At 70.0% G+C, this 17,473-nt stretch carries 14 protein-coding genes and 1 pseudogene; 4 read left to right on the top strand and 11 right to left on the bottom strand.

Translation table 11 applies throughout. The features are described 5' to 3' along the window. Positions 1–7: 7 nt before the first annotated feature. The 7 genes from M2157_RS43495 to M2157_RS43465 all read right to left on the bottom strand — a co-directional run bounded on the left by M2157_RS43495 (position 8) and on the right by M2157_RS43465 (position 10,003). The gene (locus tag M2157_RS43495) at positions 8–2,701 is read right to left on the bottom strand and encodes a bifunctional GNAT family N-acetyltransferase/acetate--CoA ligase family protein (RefSeq protein WP_280867945.1); all 2,694 of its coding nucleotides are present in this window, start codon (positions 2,699–2,701) and stop codon (positions 8–10) included. 171 nt (positions 2,702–2,872) lie between these two features. Next, entirely contained in the window at positions 2,873–3,886 is a 1,014-nt protein-coding gene (gene gap, locus M2157_RS43490; RefSeq protein ID WP_280855645.1) for a type I glyceraldehyde-3-phosphate dehydrogenase, read from the bottom strand. A gap of 31 nt (positions 3,887–3,917) precedes the next feature. Beyond that, the gene (locus M2157_RS43485; protein ID WP_280867944.1) at positions 3,918–6,308 is read right to left on the bottom strand and encodes a phosphoketolase family protein; all 2,391 of its coding nucleotides are present in this window, start codon (positions 6,306–6,308) and stop codon (positions 3,918–3,920) included. 81 nt (positions 6,309–6,389) lie between these two features. Then, the gene (locus M2157_RS43480) at positions 6,390–7,256 is read right to left on the bottom strand and encodes a universal stress protein (RefSeq protein ID WP_280867943.1); all 867 of its coding nucleotides are present in this window, start codon (positions 7,254–7,256) and stop codon (positions 6,390–6,392) included. A 5-nt stretch (positions 7,257–7,261) separates the two neighbouring features. Then, positions 7,262–8,284 (bottom strand): zinc-dependent alcohol dehydrogenase, encoded by a 1,023-nt coding sequence (locus M2157_RS43475; protein ID WP_280867942.1) that lies wholly within the window; start codon positions 8,282–8,284, stop codon positions 7,262–7,264. Positions 8,285–8,307: 23 nt separating this feature from the next. Continuing rightward, a complete protein-coding gene (locus M2157_RS43470) occupies positions 8,308–9,213 on the bottom strand; it encodes a universal stress protein (RefSeq protein ID WP_280867941.1) in 906 nt (301 codons plus the stop codon). Positions 9,214–9,373: 160 nt separating this feature from the next. Continuing rightward, positions 9,374–10,003, bottom strand: a complete 630-nt coding sequence (locus M2157_RS43465) for a hypothetical protein (protein ID WP_280867940.1) — start codon at positions 10,001–10,003, stop codon at positions 9,374–9,376. Positions 10,004–10,170: 167 nt separating this feature from the next. Here M2157_RS43465 and M2157_RS43460 point away from each other — a divergent pair. Then, positions 10,171–10,538, top strand: a pseudogene (locus M2157_RS43460) (STAS domain-containing protein); the annotation flags it as partial. Between the two features lie 99 nt (positions 10,539–10,637). Further along, positions 10,638–11,468, top strand: a complete 831-nt coding sequence (locus M2157_RS43455; RefSeq protein ID WP_280867939.1) for a hypothetical protein — start codon at positions 10,638–10,640, stop codon at positions 11,466–11,468. On the opposite strand, the gene pflA is transcribed toward M2157_RS43455, so the two are convergent. The 3 genes from pflA to M2157_RS43440 form a co-directional block, all read right to left on the bottom strand. Beyond that, the gene (gene pflA / locus M2157_RS43450) at positions 11,462–12,199 is read right to left on the bottom strand and encodes a pyruvate formate-lyase-activating protein (RefSeq protein WP_280868353.1); all 738 of its coding nucleotides are present in this window, start codon (positions 12,197–12,199) and stop codon (positions 11,462–11,464) included. The genes M2157_RS43455 and pflA overlap by 7 nt on opposite strands. A 5-nt stretch (positions 12,200–12,204) precedes the next feature. After that, the gene (pflB, locus tag M2157_RS43445) at positions 12,205–14,463 is read right to left on the bottom strand and encodes a formate C-acetyltransferase (protein ID WP_280867938.1); all 2,259 of its coding nucleotides are present in this window, start codon (positions 14,461–14,463) and stop codon (positions 12,205–12,207) included. 273 nt (positions 14,464–14,736) lie between these two features. Beyond that, positions 14,737–14,913 (bottom strand): hypothetical protein, encoded by a 177-nt coding sequence (locus M2157_RS43440; RefSeq protein ID WP_280867937.1) that lies wholly within the window; start codon positions 14,911–14,913, stop codon positions 14,737–14,739. A gap of 232 nt (positions 14,914–15,145) precedes the next feature. On the opposite strand from M2157_RS43440, the gene M2157_RS43435 reads away from it, so the two are divergent. Both M2157_RS43435 and M2157_RS43430 read left to right on the top strand, forming a co-directional pair. After that, positions 15,146–15,607 (top strand): cyclic nucleotide-binding domain-containing protein, encoded by a 462-nt coding sequence (locus M2157_RS43435; RefSeq protein ID WP_280867936.1) that lies wholly within the window; start codon positions 15,146–15,148, stop codon positions 15,605–15,607. 41 nt (positions 15,608–15,648) lie between these two features. Continuing rightward, positions 15,649–16,389, top strand: coding sequence for a CBS domain-containing protein (locus M2157_RS43430; RefSeq protein WP_280867935.1), 741 nt, complete (start codon positions 15,649–15,651; stop codon positions 16,387–16,389). A gap of 63 nt (positions 16,390–16,452) precedes the next feature. Here the strand turns inward: M2157_RS43430 and M2157_RS43425 are convergent, their stop codons facing one another. Beyond that, positions 16,453–17,463, bottom strand: coding sequence for a DUF4238 domain-containing protein (locus M2157_RS43425; protein WP_280867934.1), 1,011 nt, complete (start codon positions 17,461–17,463; stop codon positions 16,453–16,455). Positions 17,464–17,473 lie beyond the last annotated feature (10 nt).

Genomic DNA, 17,473 nt, shown 5'->3' with positions numbered 1-17,473 from the left:
ATCCTCCTCAGCGGAGTCGGCGCAGATAGGGGTCGTGAGGCCGGCGCGGCAGCAGGCGGATCCGTGCGTCGAGCACGGTGACCTGGCCCGGAGCCGCGAGGACCGGGTTGAAGTCGGCCTCGGCGAGCTGCGGGAGATCCGCGGCCATCCGGGACAGCCGCAGCAGCAGGTGTTCCAGGGCTTCGAGGTCGACAGGGGCGCTGCCCTGCACGCCGAACAGCAGCGGGGCGCAGCGCGGGGACGTGATCAGGTCGTGCACGTCGTGGTCGGTGAGCGGGGCGAGCCGGGCCGCGTGGTCCGCGAGTACTTCGGTCGCCGTACCGCCGAGGCCGAACAGGACCAGTGGACCGAAGACCTCGTCCTGGACGACACCCGCGAACAGTTCGGTGCCGCGGGCGGCGAGCGGCTGTACGACCACCCCGGTCATCAGCCCGGCGAACCGCGTCTCCAAGTCGCGGAAGGCGGACCGCACTTGGGCGTCACCCCGCAGGTCGAGGTGGACCGCGTGCTGCTGCGTCTTGTGCACGAGTCCCGGCCAGTGGGCTTTCATGACCACTCGGCCGTCGAAGCCGCGCAGCCGGTCGGCCGCGAGGACGGCGTCGTCCTCGGTCTCGGCCCAGGCCCAGGGAATCTGGGGGATGCCGTAGCAGGACAGGAGTGCGGCACAGGTGCGCGGGTCGAGCCAGCCGCCGTCCGGATGCGCCCTCATATGGTCATCGACGATGGTGTGCGCGCGCCGGGTGTCGACGCCCGGGAGCTCCGGCACGGTGCCCGCAGGACGGGCGAGCCAGGCAGCGCGTCGGGCGGCGTGGGCGAATGCGCGGGCAGCCGCGTGCGGTTCGGCGTAGGAGGGGATGGTACCGCCGTCCGCTGCGAGCAGCAGCTCGACCGGCAGCGCCTGTCCCAGACGTACGACGGCGACCGGCCGGGCCCGGCGTCCAGGGGCTCGGGTGAGTGCCCGCACCAGGTCGTCGCCGGTCGCCTCGGCGACCGCGGTGGGGACCAGCGCCACCAGTACGGCGTCGATGCCCGCGCTTGCCATGAGCCGGTCCACGCAGTCGCCGAGCCGTTCCTCCGTCACCGCAGCGGTGGCGTCGACCGGGTTGCCGATCGAGGCGCCGTCGGGGAGTACGGCGAGCAAGCCGTCGATCACTGCGGGGGTGAACGGCGGCAGGGCGAGCCCCGCCTCCGCGCAGGCGTCCGCGGCCAGGACGCCGGCGCCGCCGGCGTTGGTCACTATGGCCACCCGAGAACCCTCAGGCAGCGGTTGGGAGTGCAACAGAGCGGCGGCTTCCAGGAGTTCGCCGACCGAGCGGGTTGCCGTGATCCCGGCCTGGGTGAACAGGGCCTGGCGGGTCATGGTGTGCGTCGCGGCGGCCGCGGTGTGCGAGGCGGCGGCACGTCGTCCGGCGTCCGTGCGGCCGGCGTCGACGGTGAGCACCGGCATCCGGCGGGTCACCCGGCGGGCGGTACGTGAGAAGGCGCGCGGGTTGCCGAAGGACTCCAGGTGGAGCAGAGCAAGGTCGGTGCGGCCGTCGCTCTCCCACCACTGGAGCATGTCGTTGCCGCTGACGTCGTACTTGTCGCCGAGGGAGACGAACGAGGAGACGCCGATTCCGAGCCGGGACAGCCCGTCCAGCAGGGCGATGCCGACACCACCGGACTGCACGGCGACTCCCGCCGTGCCGGGGCGCGGGTGATCCGCCGCGAACGTGGCGTCCAGGCTCAGTTCGGGGTCGGTGTTGGAAATACCCAGGCAGTTGGGTCCGACGAGGCGCATGCCGTAGGTGCGGCAGGCGGACAGCAGTGCTCGGGCCTGGTCGGCGTCCAGCCCCGCGGTGACGACCAGAAGGGCTCGTACGCCCGCCTTGCCGCATTCCTCGGCTGTCGCCGGGATCGCGGCGGCGGGTACGGCGAGCACCGCGAGGTCGGGAGTTCTGGGGAGGGAGCCGACCGCCGGGTGGGACGGCACCCCCAGGATCGAGTGCGCCGCGGGGTTCACCGCGAACAGACGGCCGGCGTAGCCACCGGTGTGCAGATGGTGGAGAATCGCCCGGCCGACCGACCCCGGTTTGCGTCCGGCGCCGACGACCGCGACGGCCTTCGGCCGCAGCAGGGGCTGGAGACTGGCCACGTCGGCGGAGCTCCCGCGGGCCTCCACGGCCGACAGATAGGCGTCGTCCTCGTCGAGCGCGACCGTGCAGCGCACCTCTGGGCCCTCGAAGTGCCGGGCGGTGCGCAACCCGAGGTCGGCGAAGAGGCGGAGCACCTCGTGGTTCTCGCTGAGCGCGTCGGCGGTGAAGGTGGTGATGCCGTCCGCGCGGGCCGCGGAGACCAGGTGCTCGACGAGCAGGGTGCCCACACCCCGGTGGTGCAGCCCGTCGGCCACGGCGATGGAGATCTCTGCGGCGTCCTTGTCGTCGCCCGTGTCGTACTCGGCGAGGCCGATCACCCGGCCCTGGGTCTCCGCCAGCAGGGCGCGGTAGCCGGAGCGGCCCGGGGCACAGGCGCGGTCGGCGGACAGGGCGGCCGACCGGCGGCTCGCCGCGAAGAACCTGAGCCTCAGGTTCTCCGGGGACATCTCCTCGTAGAGCCCTTCCAGTTGATCGTGGTCTCCGGGCGCCACGGGGCGGATGCACACGGTGGTGCCGTCCGCGAGCAGGGCGTGGACCGGGGGTCGATTGAGCACGTCGTCCGTCATGGGGGATCTCCTCCAAGCCTCTCGGCACTTCGAGCATCCAGCGGATCGTGGCTGGCTCCCATGGGCTGTCCGGGGTGCTCCGGAGGGCCGGTCGGCCCAACGTTTCCGCCGGTCGTCCCAGGCATGCGAAGGGGACCGGTGATCGGCGGCACCGGCCCCCTCCGGGCTGTGTCAGTCGTCGGCGACGAGGGCCGTGAGGTCGAGAAGCCTGTTGGTGTAGCCCCACTCGTTGTCGTACCAGCCGAAGATCTTGACGAGGGTGCCGTTGGCCTGGGTGAGGGCCGGGTCGAAGATGCAGGAGGAGGGATCGCCTATGACGTCGCGAGACACGATGGGCGCCTTCGACACCCGGAGGATGCCGTGCAGCGGTCCCTCGGCGGCCGCGGTGAAAGCCTCGTTGATCTCGCCCACGGTCGCTTCGCGGCGCAGGACCACGGCGAGGTCGGTGAGGGAACCGTCCTCGACCGGAACACGGACCGCGATCCCGTCCAGCGCCCCGGCCAGCTCCGGCACCACGAGCCCGACGGCACGGGCGGCGCCCGTACTGGTCGGGATGATGCTGAGCGCTGCCGAGCGGGCCCGGCGCAGGTCCTTGTGCGGGCTGTCGATCAGGGACTGGTCGTTGGTGTAGCCGTGGATGGTGGTCATCATGCCGCGGTCGATGCCGAAGGCCTCGTGCAGCACCTTCACCATCGGGGCGACGCAGTTGGTGGTGCAGGAGGCGGCCGAGATGATCCGGTCGCTGTGACGGTCGTAGGTGTCGTCGTTGACACCCATCACGATGGTCGCGTCCGCGTTTTTGCCGGGCGCGGACAGCAGCACGGTGTGGGCGCCGGACTTCAGGTGAAGGGCGGCGGAGTCGCGATCACGGAAGCGGCCGGTGGACTCCACGACGATGTCGGCACCGTAGTCGGACCAGTGGAGCGACGCCGGGTCACGCTCGGCGCTCACAGCGATGCGTCGCCCGTCGACGGTGATCGAGCTGTCGTCGTGAACGACCTCGCGTCCGATGTGTCCGAACGTGGAGTCGTACTCCAGGAGGTGGGCCAGGGTGGCGGGCGAGGTGATGTCGTTGATGGCGACCACCTCGACGTCCTGGGTGCCCGCTTCGGCGCGGTCGAGTGCCGCGCGGAGATAGGTGCGGCCTATGCGACCAAAGCCGTTGATGCCGACACGTACGGTCATGGTGGTGAACTCCTTTGCGGGGCCGGGGCTTTCAGTTGCTCCAGGTCCAGTCGGCGACCTCGGGCAGGTCGGTGCCGTGCTCGCGGATCCACGCATGGTGGCGAGTGCGGGCGTCGGCCATCTCCTGCCGTACGGCGGCGGCGCGGACGGCGAGGCCGGGGACGCGGTCGATGACGTCCATGACCAGGCGGTAGCGGTCGAGGTCGTTGCGGACCACCATGTCGAAGGGGGTGGTCGTGGTGCCGGACTCCTTGTAGCCGCGCACGTGCAGGTTCTTGTGGCCGGTGCGGCGGTAGCTGAGGCGGTGGATGAGCCAGGGGTAGCCGTGGTAGGCGAAGATCACCGGCTTGTCGGTGGTGAACAGGCCGTCGTACTCGAAGTCGCTCATTCCGTGCGGGTGTTCCTCGCGGGGCAGCAGCCGGGTCATGTCGACGACGTTGACCACGCGGACGGCGAGCTGCGGCAGGTGGCGACGCAGCAACTGCGCGGCGGCCAGCACCTCCTGGGTGGGGACGTCGCCGGCGCAAGCGAGCACCACGTCCGGTTCGCCGCCGTTCTCCGTACCCGCCCACTCCCAGATCCCGGCGCCGCGGGCGCAGTGCGCCTTCGCCTCGTCCATGGACAGCCAGTCGAAGCAGGGCTGCTTGCCGGCCACGATCACGTTCACGTAGTCGCGGCTGCGCAGCACGTGATCCGCCACGGAGAGCAGGGTGTTGGCGTCCGGCGGCAGATAGACGCGGACGACCTCGGGGCTCTTGTTGAGGACGTGGTCGACGAAGCCGGGGTCCTGGTGGGAGAAGCCGTTGTGGTCCTGGCGCCACACGTGCGAGGTCAGCAGGTAGTTGAGGGAAGCGATCGGAGCGCGCCAGGCCAACTCCCGCGATGTCTTCAGCCACTTGATGTGCTGGTTGACCATCGAGTCGACGATGTGCACGAACGCCTCGTAGCAGGAGAACAGCCCGTGCCGACCGGTCAGCAGATAGCCCTCCAGCCAGCCCTGGCAGGTGTGTTCGGAGAGGATCTCCATCACCCGGCCGTGCCGTTCGAGGTGCTCGTCGACCGGAAGGTGCTCGGCCTGCCAGGCCTTGCCGCTGGCGTTGAAGACGGCCTGCAGTCGGTTGGAGGCGGTCTCGTCGGGTCCGACGACCCGGAAGTCGCGGCTTGCCGAGGTGTCGTGCATGACCTGTTCGAGGAGGTCGCCGAGGACCCGGGTCGGCTCGTGCAGGGTGGTGCCCGGCTTGTCGACGGGTACGGCGAAGCGGTCGAGATCCGGGACGGGCAGGTCGCGTACCAGCAGGCCGCCGTTCGCGTACGGGCTGGAACCGAGACGCCTGGCGCCTTCGGGCACGCAGGCGAGGACGTCCGCGACGGGCCGGCCGTCGGCGTCGAAGAGCTGCTGCGGGTGGTACGAGCGCAGCCAGGCCTCCAACTGCCTCAGATGCTCCGGGTTCTCGCGTACGCCCGACAGCGGGACCTGGTGCGCGCGCCAGGTGCCCTCGACGGGGACACCGTCCACCTCGGCGGGGCCGGTCCAGCCTTTCGGGGTGCGCAGCACAATCATGGGCCAGTGCACGCGCCCGGGGACGCCGTCCTCGCGGGCGGTGGACTGCATCACTGCGATGCGCTCCAGCGCGTCGTCGAACGCGGCGGCCATGGCCCGGTGCACCTGGAGCGGATCGTCGCCGGTGACGTGGATCGGTTCGTGGCCGTAGCCCCGCAGGAGCTCGTCGAGTTCGGACTCGGGCAGGCGGGAGAGCACGGTCGGGTTGGCGATCTTGTAGCCGTTGAGGTGGAGAATCGGGAGGACAGCGCCGTCGTGCACCGGGTCCAGGAACTTGTTGGAGTGCCAGGACGCCGCCAGCGGTCCGGTCTCCGCCTCGCCGTCCCCGATCACGCAGGCGACCAGCAGGTCCGGGTTGTCGAAGGCGGCCCCGTACGCGTGGGCGAGCGAATATCCGAGCTCACCGCCCTCGTGGATCGAGCCCGGGGTCTCCGGGGCGACGTGGCTCGGCACGCCACCGGGGAAGGAGAACTGTCGGAACAGCCGTTCCATCCCCTGCGCGTCCCGGGAGACGTCCGGGTAGGTCTCGCTGTAGCTGCCCTCCAGCCAGGAGTTCGCGAGCACGGACGGCCCGCCGTGCCCCGGCCCCCACACGCACAGCGCGTCGAGCCCCCGCGCCTTGATCACCCGGTTGAGGTGCGCGTACACGAGGTTCAGCCCCGGGGAGGTGCCCCAGTGGCCGAGCAGCCGCGGCTTGATGTGCTCCGGCTTCAGGGGCTCGGTCAGCAGCGGGTTCGCCATCAGGTAGATCTGTCCGGCGGTCAGGTAGTTGGCGGCCCGCCAGTGGGCGTCCAGCGTGCGCAGTTCGGCATCGGAGAGTCCGGACGAAGCGGTGGCGTCCAGGTGTTCGACCTTGGGCATGAGTGGCTCCGGAAGTCATCGGTACGGGTCGATCAGGGCGGGGGCGTTCGCAGCGCGTCTCCGAGCAGCCGGTCGCCGCGCTCACGCCTGTTCGGGCACGATCGCGACCGGGCAGGCGGAGTGGTGCAGGACTCCGTGGGCCACCCGGCCCAGCTGGAGCCCGAAGTGCCGCGGGCGGCGCCTGGCCCCGAGGATCAGGAGGTCGGCGTGGTGCGAGGCGTCCACCAGCACGGTGCGGGCGGGACCCTCGACGGTGCGGCGGCGCAGTTCGACATCGGCGGGGGCGTCCTGGAGTGCGGCGTCCAGAGCCTCGACGGCCTGCTGTTCGTGCAGCCGGGCGGGCTCTCCGGCGAGCAGCGGGTGGTCGGTGGTCTCGTGCGCGGGGCACCGCCAGGCCCGTATCGCTTCCACCGGCACCGCGCGCCGCCGCGCCTCCTCGAAGGCGAAGTCCAGGGTCGTCTTCTCGCCTACCCCGACGACGATGCGGCCGTGCCGCCCGGCCCGGGCCTGGTTGTCGTGGCTGCCCCGGACGACGATCATCGGGCAGTGCGCGTGCCCGGCCACGGTCAGGCTCACGGAGCCCAGCAGGGCCTCGGTCATGCCGCCGCGGCCGCGGGTGCCGGTCACCAGTGCGCAGGCGTTGCGGCTCTCACGGACCAGCGCGTACTCGGGTTCCTCGAAGACCACCTCCGAGGTCACCTTCAGGTCCGGGTGGCGAGTTCCGGCGCGCCGGACGGCATCCCGGACAAGGTCCTGCGGCAGCACCTCTCCGGCGGGTTTGCCGAGGTCGTGGACGAGAGCGGCCCCCTCGTAGCGTTCCCACAGGCAGGCGTTCACGATCCGCAGCGGCACGCTCCGGAGGACGGCCTCCTCGGCCGCCCAGTCGACGGCCCGCAGACTCGGCTCGGAGCCGTCGACACCGACGACCACCGGGAGATCCATCGACATCGCGCTCACCGCCCCGCACCGAGGTCGAAGACGATCCGGGCCTTGACCTGGCCGCTCAGGACGTCGTCGATGGACTCGTTCACGGAGGCGAGCGGGCGGGTCTCGTGGATGACCCGGGTGCGGCCGGCCGCGTGCAGCTGGAACACCTCGGCGAGGTCCTGCCGGGTGCCGACGATCGAACCGATCACGCTCGTGCCGTTCAGGACGGTGTCGAAGATCGGGACCTGGATCGTGCCGTGCGCGGGCAGGGCGACCATGACGAGCTTTCCGCCGCGCCGCAGCCCGGAGTTGACCGCCGCGAAAGCGGCCTCGTTCACGGCGAGGGCGATCGCCGCGTGCGCGCCGCCGTACCGCTTGAGCACCTCGCCCACGTTGTCCTTGCGGGCGTCGATGACCAGGTCCGCGCCGAGCTCGGCGGCGAGTTCCAGCTTCTCGTCGGTGACGTCGATCGCCGCGACCTGCGCCCCGGCGATCTTCGCGTACTGCACGGCCAGGTGACCGAGGCCGCCGATGCCGGAGATCGCGACGAGCTGCGCGGGCCGCACACCGGCGACCTTGAGCGCCTTGTACGTCGTCACGCCGGCGCAGGTCAGCGGGGCGGCGTCGAAGGCCGTGACGCCGTGCGGCACCGGCTGCGCGAAGTCGGCCCAGGCCAGCATCTTCTCGGCGTACCCGCCGTCACAGCCGTAGCCGGTGTTGATCTGCTGCTCGCACAGCGTCTCCCAGCCGGACAGGCAGTGTTCGCACCGCCCGCACGCTTTGCCCAGCCAGGGCACGGCGACCCGCTGCCCGACGCTCAGGTGGGTGACACCCTGGCCGAACTTCTCGACCAGGCCGACGCCCTCGTGACCGGGGACGAACGGCGGAGTCGGCTTGACGGGCCAGTCGCCCCGGGCGGCGTGGATGTCGGTGTGGCACAGCCCGGAGGCCTCGACCCGGACGCGGACCTGGCCGGGGCCGGGCTCGGGGTCGGGCCGGTCCTCGATGACCAGGGGTTCGCCGAAGGCTCGTACGACCGCTGCCTTCATGTCTGCTTCTCCTCAAGTGCGGGTCAGCCGTGCGGAACGACGGCGACAGGGGCGGTGGAGTGGTGCAGGACGGCATGCGTGACGGGGCCGACGTGGGCGCCGAACGGGCTGCGGCGGATCCTCCGGCCCACGACCACGAGCGAGGCTGCGCGGGAGGCGTCGACGAGGTGGTTGCCGGGGCTGCCGTAGGAGGACTCCTCGACGACCACGACCTCAGGGAACTTCTTCCGCCACGAACTCATGACCTCACTCAGCGCAGTGGTCTCGGACCGGGCCAGTTCACCGTGGAGTTCCAGATCGACGGAGAGGCCGTAGGCGTAGTACGGCGGCGGGTTCCAGCCGTGGACCACCCGCAGGGACGTGCTCCGGCGGACGGCGGCCGCGAACGCGAAGGCGATCAGCTCCTCGTCGGGGCTCTCGATGTCGAGACCGAGGACGACGGGCCGGAACGGGGTGGCGGCGGACGGGATGCCCACCGGGTCCATCTCGTGCTCGTCGGCGGCCTGTTCGCCGGCCCTCACCAGGACGACCGGCCGCTCGGCATGCGCCACGGCCGACAGGCCCACCGAACCGACCATGAACCCGCCGATCCCGCTCAGCCCGCGGGAGCCCAGCACCAGCAGCTCGGCGTCCTTCGCCGCGCCCGCCAGCTCTTCGGCGGGCCGGCCGGACAACTGCTCGGTGAGCACGTCGAGGCCGGGGTGGCGCAGACGGACACCTTCGGCCGCCTCGCGGGGGATCCGCTCGGTCCAGTGCTGCTGGGTCTCGGCGCCCAGAAGAGGCGCCTGCGCGATGGGCGCCGGCACCGGCTCCCAGACGTGCACCAGCTTCAGCGGCAGGCCGAGCAGCTGCGCCTCGCGGGCCGCCCACTCGGCCGCCGCGCGACTCTCGGCCGAGCCGTCGAGACCGACCGTGACGGTGCGGGTCATGATCTCCACCTCCTGGATCGGGGATCCCGATTCGAGCTTCGTCTTCGGATGAGGCCCATGGCAGGGGCCGCAGGTCCCTGCCATAGGCCGACCGGCCCAGGCCGGCCTTCGGCACGGCGGACCCTGCCCCCCTGATGGGGCCCGCCGCGCCTCCCGCGGGTCACCGCAGCCAGCGGCTGTGGCGGACGAGCGGGAGCTTGGCCCAGGCCCAGCCGAGGCCGAAGGTGTCGCCCGCGGATGCAGCGGCCAGGGCGATCAGGACGACCGCGTAGATGAGGTGGTAGTCCGCGAAGGGGTTCGTCGACATGCTCGGCGAACCGTCGGAGAGGTGCTGGGCGGGCGGCCACTCGGCGACCCACATCAGCGCCATCATCAAAGTGCCGGCCACGGCCGCGAACCGCATCGCCACACCGGCGATGAGCGCGACGCCGATCCCGAGCAGACCGAGCATGAACAGCCAGTCCGCCCACGGGTCCCCGGCCCAGGAGTGGAACGTGGACTCCATCGGTCCGGCGGCGACACCGCTGAGGAAGCCCTTGGTCGGCGAGCCGTCGTCGGTCCAGCCCTTGCCGGACTGAGTGGCGTAGCCGAAGCCGAAGGTCTTGTCGAGGAAGGCCCACAGGAAGACGAACCCGGTGAGCAGGCGCAGGGACGCGAAGATGTAAGCCTGCGCGGTGTGCGTGCCGCTGAGTGCCGACACGCCGGACTCGGATGCGGAGGCGGTCCCGTTCCTGCGGAACGACGGCAGGTGGAAGCCGGAGCTCCGGTGAGGGTGCTCGTGCACGGCCATGGCGGTGATCCCTTCGGGGAGGGTGAGTCCGTTCGGTATCTGTCGTCCCTCACCCTCGTCTCGCGCGGTGGTGGCCGCCGGATGCCGAAGGTCCGCGGGTGGGGGGCTGAACGGCCCTGTCCTCAGGGGCCGTTGGGGTGCAGGCCTGGGATCCTGAGACCGATCGCGTGCTCGTCGGCGTCGGCCTGTCGATGGCTGAGCTGCTGACCCGGGTCGCCCGTCCGCACGACGCCGCCGAGGGAGTCGTGCCCGGCATCGCCGGCATGCACGACGTTCGACTACTACCTGCAGGCCCGCACGATCCCTGCCCTGCTGGTCTACCGCTCTGTTCTTCGCCGACGCGGCCGACTTCCACCGCCGCGCGCTCGCCGCCGTGGACGAACAGACCGACGCCGTGCGCTGGTTGGTCCTCAACACCGAGGCCAACGTCGAGGTCGACATCACCGCCCTCGACGCGGTCGATGAACTCCGTCGCGAACTCACCAGCCGTGGCGTCGTGTTCGCCCTGGCCCCGGTCAAGCAGGACCTCAAGGACAACACCGGATAGACCATGCTGAGTCAGATAGAAGCTGCGATCCGGGCCCCAAGGTGAAATCAGACGACACAGCGTCTGTCGGGCTGGGAAGATTCCGGAGTGAAACTGATTTCGTCGCCCGTCATCGGGTGCGCTGCCGATATCGCGAGGGATGTCTTCTCCAAGGCCGATCTGGAGATCGTCTTCATGAAGGCCGGACTGGACGACTTCATGCCGTCCTCGTCGTACGGCAAGGCCGAGCTGGTGATCCGCACGGTACGTGGCGCACAGCAGCAGGCTGCCGACGCCGACCTGGCGGCCCGCAAGGCGCTGTACGAATTCGTGCGGCTGATCGCGGAGCGGACTGCTCCCTCAGACCAAGGGGACATCCGTGCCGGAACACCGTTCTGGCGTCTCCGGGAGGCGCTCAGGGCGGACGGCTTCGATCTTGTCGCGGAGTACGCGACTTCCCAGGGCACGTGGGGCGAGCCGCAAACGCACCTGGTCGGCGTTCGTCTCCTGCCCCTTGACGAGCCGCGCGCGTCGCTCAGCGATGAGATCACGGCTTTGGAGCACGACTTCGACCGGCTCGGGATGACCGTCGCGAAGAACTGTTACCGCCAGGCCGTGGACAACCTCGTGGAGCAGCGTTTCGAGGCGGCGAACGGGCAGCTGCGAGCCATGTTCGAGTCCGTGGTCGTTCACGTGGCGACCGCGCAGGGATTCACCACCACGAAGCAGGGCGACGGGGGGCAGGCCATCGCGTATCTCATCGACCAGGGCCTGCTGCCCGAGAGGGACGGTGGGCACTTCGTTCGCGGCCTCTGGCAGATCACACACACCAACGGACCTCACCCGGGTACCTCCGACGCCGGCGAGGCACGTTTCCGTCTGCAGGCCCTGACCGGTGCGGCTCGCTACCTGATCGACCGCTTCGCCCCCGTTCAGTAGGTCTTCAAGCCATGCTCGCGGAACTGCTCCCGTACCCGCTCGACCGAATCCCGCGTCGGGCCCGGGGTGTCACGCAGCGGGAAGGGGAGGCCGAGGACCTCGTATTTCGCGGCGCCCAGCTTGTGGAACGGCAGGACGTCCACGCGGTCGACGGTGCCGAGCCCGGCCACGAAGCTGGCCAGGCCCTCCACGGACTCCGGATCGTCCGTCCAGCCGGGTACCAGGACGTATCTGATCCACATCGGTACGCCGAGCCGGTCGAGACGCGTGGCGAAGTTCAGGGTAGGACCGAGCTCACCACCCGTCAGACGCCGGTAGGTGTTGACGTCGAAAGACTTGATGTCCAGAAGCACCAGGTCGGTCTCGGAGAGAAATTCGTCGGAGGCGCGCACACCGAGGAAGCCCGAAGTGTCGAGCGCCGTGTGCAGCCCCGCGTCCTTGCAGAGGCGCAAGATCTCGCCGGTGAAGGCGGGCTGGAGCAGCGGCTCGCCGCCCGTGACGGTCACTCCGCCGCCGGCCGTGGTGATGAAGGCGCGGTACTTCTCGATCTCCTGCATCACCTCGTCCACGGTCGTCTCCTTGCCGTCCCTCATGTGCCAGGTGTCGGGGTTGGCGCAGTACAGACAGCGCAGCGGACAGCCGGAAACGAAGAGGACGAACCGGGTCCCGGGGCCGTCCACACCGGTGGACAGGTCCCAGGAGTGGATCCGGCCGTTCATCGTCCCCGCCATCGCGCTCACAGCGTTCCGTGGAAGGTACGGCTGATCACGTCGAGCTGCTGCTCGCGGGTGAGACGGACGAAGTTGACGGCGTATCCGGAGACGCGGATGGTCAGGTCCGGGTACTTCTCCGGATGTTCCATGGCGTCCTCCAGCGTGGCGCGGTCCAGGACGTTGACGTTCATGTGGAAGCCGCCCGCGGCCGTGTAGGCGTCGAGGATGCCGACCATGTGGCCGGCCCGCTCGACCGGGTGGTGCCCCAGTCCCTCGGGGGTGATGGTCGTGGTCAGCGAGATGCCGTCGCGGGCCTGTTCGTACGGCAGCTTGGCGACCGAGAGCGCCGAGGCGGCCGCTCCGTGCCGGTCGCGGCCGTTCATGGGGTTGGCCCCGGGGGCGAAGGGCTCTCCGGCGCGGCGGCCGTCGGGGGTGTTGCCGGTGTGCTTGCCGTAGACGACGTTGGAGGTGATCGTCAGTACGGACTGGGTGTGTTCGGCGTCCCGGTAGGTGGGGTGCTGACGCACCTTCGCCATGAAGGACTCCACCAGTCCTACGGCGATGCTGTCGGCGCGGTCGTCGTTGTTGCCGTACGCCGGGAAGTCGCCCTCGGTGCGGAAGTCGACGGCGAGGCCGCTGGCGTCCCGGAACACCTTCACGCGCGCGTACTTGACGGCGGACAGGCTGTCCACGGCGACCGACAGGCCGGCGATGCCGCAGGCCATGAAGCGGTGCACGGGGTGGTCGTGCAGGGCCATCTCGACGCGCTCGTAGGCATACTTGTCGTGCATGTAGTGGATGACGTTCAGGGCGTCGACGTACGTCTGTGCCAGCCAGTCCAGGACGCGGTCGTACGCCGCGGACAGCTCGTCGTAGTCGAGGTACTCGCCGGTCAGCGGTTGCGCTACAGGTGCGACCTGGTCGCCGGTCATCTCATCCCGGCCGCCGTTGACCGCGTACAGCAGCGCCTTGGCCACGTTGACCCGCGCCCCGAAGAACTGCATCTGCTTGCCGACCGCCATCGCCGAGACACAGCAGGCGATGGCGGTGTCGTCACCGGTCCGGGGCCGCATCAGTTCGTCGGACTCGTACTGGACGGCACTGGTGTCGATCGAGACCTGGGCGCAGAACTCCTTGAAGCCGGTGGGGAGTTGTGGGGACCACAGCACGGTGAGGTTCGGCTCCGGAGCCGGGCCGAGGTTGTAGAGGGTCTGGAGGAAGCGGAAGGAGGTGCGGGTGACCAGGGTCCGGCCGTCGGCGCCCATGCCGCCGATGGACTCCGTCACCCAGGTCGGGTCGCCGGAGAAGAGGGCGTCGTACTCGGGGGTGCGCAGGAACCGTACGATCCGCAGCTTGATCACGAAGTCGTCGATCAGTTCCTGGGCCCGGGTCTCGTCGATGGTCCCGGCCGTCAGGTCGCGCTGGAGGTAGACGTCGAGGAAGGTCGACGTGCGGCCCAGGGACATGGCGGCGCCGTTCTGCTCTTTCACGGCGGCGAGATAGCCGAGGTAGAGCCACTGCACGGCCTCGTGGGCGGTGGTGGCGGGGCGGGAGATGTCACAGCCGTACGTTTCCGCCATCCGCGCCAGCTCGCCCAACGCCCGTATCTGTTCGGCGAGTTCCTCACGGTCCCGGATCACGTCGGACGTGGAGGGCCGGGCGTCCAGCAGGGCCCGCTCGGCTCGCTTGGCTTCGATCAGCCGGTCCGTGCCGTACAGCGCCACGCGCCGGTAGTCGCCGATGATCCGGCCACGGCCGTAGGCGTCGGGCAGCCCGGTGATGATGCCGGCCTTGCGCGCGGCGCGCATCTCGGGTGTGTAGGCATCGAAGACACCGTCGTTGTGGGTCTTGCGGTAGGTCCCGAAGACCCTCGTCACGAACGGGTCGGGTGCGTATCCGTACGCCTCCAGTCCGGTCTCCACCATCCGCAGGCCGCCGTTCGGCATGATCGCGCGCTTCAACGGGGCGTCGGTCTGCAGGCCAACGATCAGTTCGCGGTCGCGATCGATGTAGCCGGGGGCATGCGAGGTGATCGTGGAGGGGGTGGCGGTGTCGACGTCGAAGACGCCGCGGCTCCGCTCCTCCGGGAAGAGCGCGCTGACCGTCTCCCAGACGGCCCGCGTACGGTCGGTGGGGCCGGTGAGGAAGGACGCGTCGCTCTCGTACGGCGTGTAGTTGGCCTGGATGAAGTCGCGCACGTCGACGCGCTCACGCCAGCCGGTTCCCGCGAAGTCTCGCCAGGCACCGGCCGTCCGGTCGTCTGCTGTCACGGTGGCGGTCATCGCCGGTCCCCTCTCGTGCTCGTTCCTGCGCGCATGTGCCTTCCACCTCTGATCCTGGTGAGCGGTACCGGCGGGGGCGAGTGCCGACCAGGGTCGTGGACGGGACCGTGTGGCCCTGGCCATGCGCCGATCGGCCCCAGGGCACGCATCCGGGGCGCCTGTCGCGGCCAGTCCGCCGGTGCGCTCGAGGAACCGGGCGGCCTCCAAACCACTCGGTTCGCGCAAGACCGACACGACGCCTTGGAGACACGGGGTCGCGTCGGTCCGTGTGCCTCAGTGGTGGACCAGTGTCCGGCGTGGCCGGTCGGCCCAGTAAGGCGTCGTACCAGTGCGGTCGTCGGTCAGCCGACGCTGACGACGGCGCTGCTGCAGCCGGACGACCAGCGTGTCGAGCGCAGCACTCACCACGAAGGTGACCGCCATCGAGATCACCAGGAGAACACCGAACAACTTCCAAAAGTCGGGTGTCAGTGAGGTACCCACAGAGCTCACCCCCTCCAATGGGCGGGTCGTCGTCTCACACCCTCATGGAACAGCCAAGTCGGCGTGGCCGCAGGGTGCCGCACGTCTCCTTGTCGGAGCCGAGTGGCCCGGCCGATGGACCGGGTGGCCCATGGCCTGCTGCCCGGCGTCGGACAGACGCTGGCCATGGCAGTTCCTACATCCCGTCGGGAGGCACGCCATGATCACCACCACGCTCAGCATGCTGCGCGCCCTGCCGGCCGAACACCGGCACCGGCTCATGCGCGTCGCCCGCGAGGTCTCCTTCCCGCAAGGGGCGCGCCTGTTCGAGGAGGGCGGCAAGGCAGACCGGTTCTGGATCGTACGCACCGGCACCGTCGAACTCGACATGCACGTGCCCGGTCGCCGTGCGGCCATCATCGAGACGCTCCACCACAACGAGCTCGTCGGGTGGTCCTGGCTGTTCACCCCCCATGTCTGGCATCTGGGCGCCGAGGCGACGACCCCGGTGCGGGCCTACGAGTTCGACGCCACGGCCGTTCGCCTGATGTGCCAGGAGGACCCGGCCATGGGCAACGCCATCGCCCAATGGGTCGGTGGAGTACTGGCCCACCGGCTGCGCTCCGCCCGGACGCGATTGCTGGACCTGTATGCCCCGTACGGCGCGGGCAGCCACGTCTGACCGCGCCGTACGGGCCGAAGCGACAACGAGAGGGAGCCACCATGCACGGCACCCCGCACATCGTCAGCGACGTCATGACCCACACGGTCGCCGCCATCGGCCGCAAGGCAACGTTCAAGGAGATCGTGCGGCTGATGCAGGACTGGAAAGTCAGCGCCCTGCCCGTGCTCGAAGGCGAGGGGCGCGTGGTCGGCCTCGTCTCCGAGGCAGACCTCCTGCCCAAGGAGGAGTTCCGCGACAGCGACCCCGACCTCCCCCAGTCTCGACTTCGCTCGACCGGGGGGACCCCCATCACGCAGCTGCGCCGCCTGTCCGACCTGGCGAAGGCCGGCGCGCTCACCGCGGAAGAACTGATGACCTCCCCGGCGCTCACCACCCGCCCGGACGCCACCCTCGCTCAGGCCGCCCGGACCATGGCGCACTCCAGGGTCAAGCGGCTCCCGGTGGTGAACGAGCTGGGCATGCTGGAGGGCATCGTCAGCAGGGCCGACCTGCTCAAGGTGTTCCTGCGGGGTGACGAGGAGATCGAGGAGGAGGTCCGCCGCGAGGTCGTGGCCTACCTCTTCCCCACGCCGGGCTCGGCGATCCGAGTCCAGGTGCACGACGGCGTGGTGAAGCTCGCTGGGCGCGTCCGGGACACGTCCTTGATCCCCGTGGCTGCCCGTCTGGTACGCGCAGTGGAGGGCGTGGTGGACGTGGACTTCGAGCTGGTAGGCCGTGGCGATTCGGACGGTTCGTCGGACGCGCAGGCCGCACAGCCGGGAAGTTCCGCTCCCGTTTAGCGATTCGAGAACTGTCTGTGGGTATGGCCCTCGCCCTCTGGGCGAGGGCCATACCCACAGCCGTCAGGTGTCCGGACGATCTGCGGTATGTGGGGGCGGATGTTCGGTCAGCCACCGGCGTTCCACGGTCAGATGGGGAGCAAGGACGTCGTACTCCAGGCTGTACATCGGCGCTGAATGGCTGTCGCCGTTCCAGGGGGAGGGATGACGCGGACCCGATGGTTGCCAGTGGCGCCAGGGATCGTGCCGGGGGTGGTGGGCGACGAATGCGTCGGCCACGTCGTAGGTGACTTGGACGAGCGCAATCCCCACGCCGCCGGGGATCACCAGGCGGTGGTCGGTCCGCTTGCGCGGATCGCGAGCCAGCATGGCGGCGCTGGGCAGGAACAGAAGTCGATGAGGATCCAGCGGGAGCAGGATGTCACAGGCCGCCGCGGCGGCCTGCTGGTCCTCCGCGTCCGGAGCGTTGAAGAGCACTACGGGCACGTCGCTGGTCAGCAGGCACATCGATGTGAATGCCAGCCCCCATGGCCTCGCGAAGAGGGTGAAAGCGAGGGAAGCCAGGTGCTCGACGATGTACCGCAGGTGTGGGTTGTTCGAGGCGATCGCGGCGACTTCTGCGGGCACATCCAGACGTTTGGCCTCCCGGTCGGCATGCGCAAGTCGCTTGCGTTGTCTGGTGGTACGCAGGATCTGGGCGGCCATCCACCAGGCGAGGTGGAGGCGTTCCTCGGTGTCGAGAGGCCATCGGCCGGTGAGGGCTCCGTCAGGGTCGTCGAGCACTGTCTTCATCACGGTGGCGGCGGCGCCTTCGAGCTGCGTGAACAGGTCCTCCACGCCATGGTGCGGCACGCCGTCCGGTGTCGTCCCCCAGTAGTAGCCGCGTACGGCGAAAACGTTGTTCGGCATCGCGGGAAACGGCTCGTCGACGTTGCCGATGCGACGCACCGTGAGTTCGTGGTGCCTGCGGCTTCGATGCTCGGCGAACTGGCGCAGATACATCTGCGGGACGGTGTGGTCCCGTGTTTGCCCGGTCTCGCGTGCCTTGCGCTTCCCCGCCGACGCCCTGCCCATCCGCCCTCCC

Source organism: Streptomyces sp. SAI-127 (genome assembly GCF_029894425.1).
GTDB lineage: Bacteria > Actinomycetota > Actinomycetes > Streptomycetales > Streptomycetaceae > Streptomyces.
This window is presented reverse-complemented; position numbering and strand designations above follow the sequence as displayed.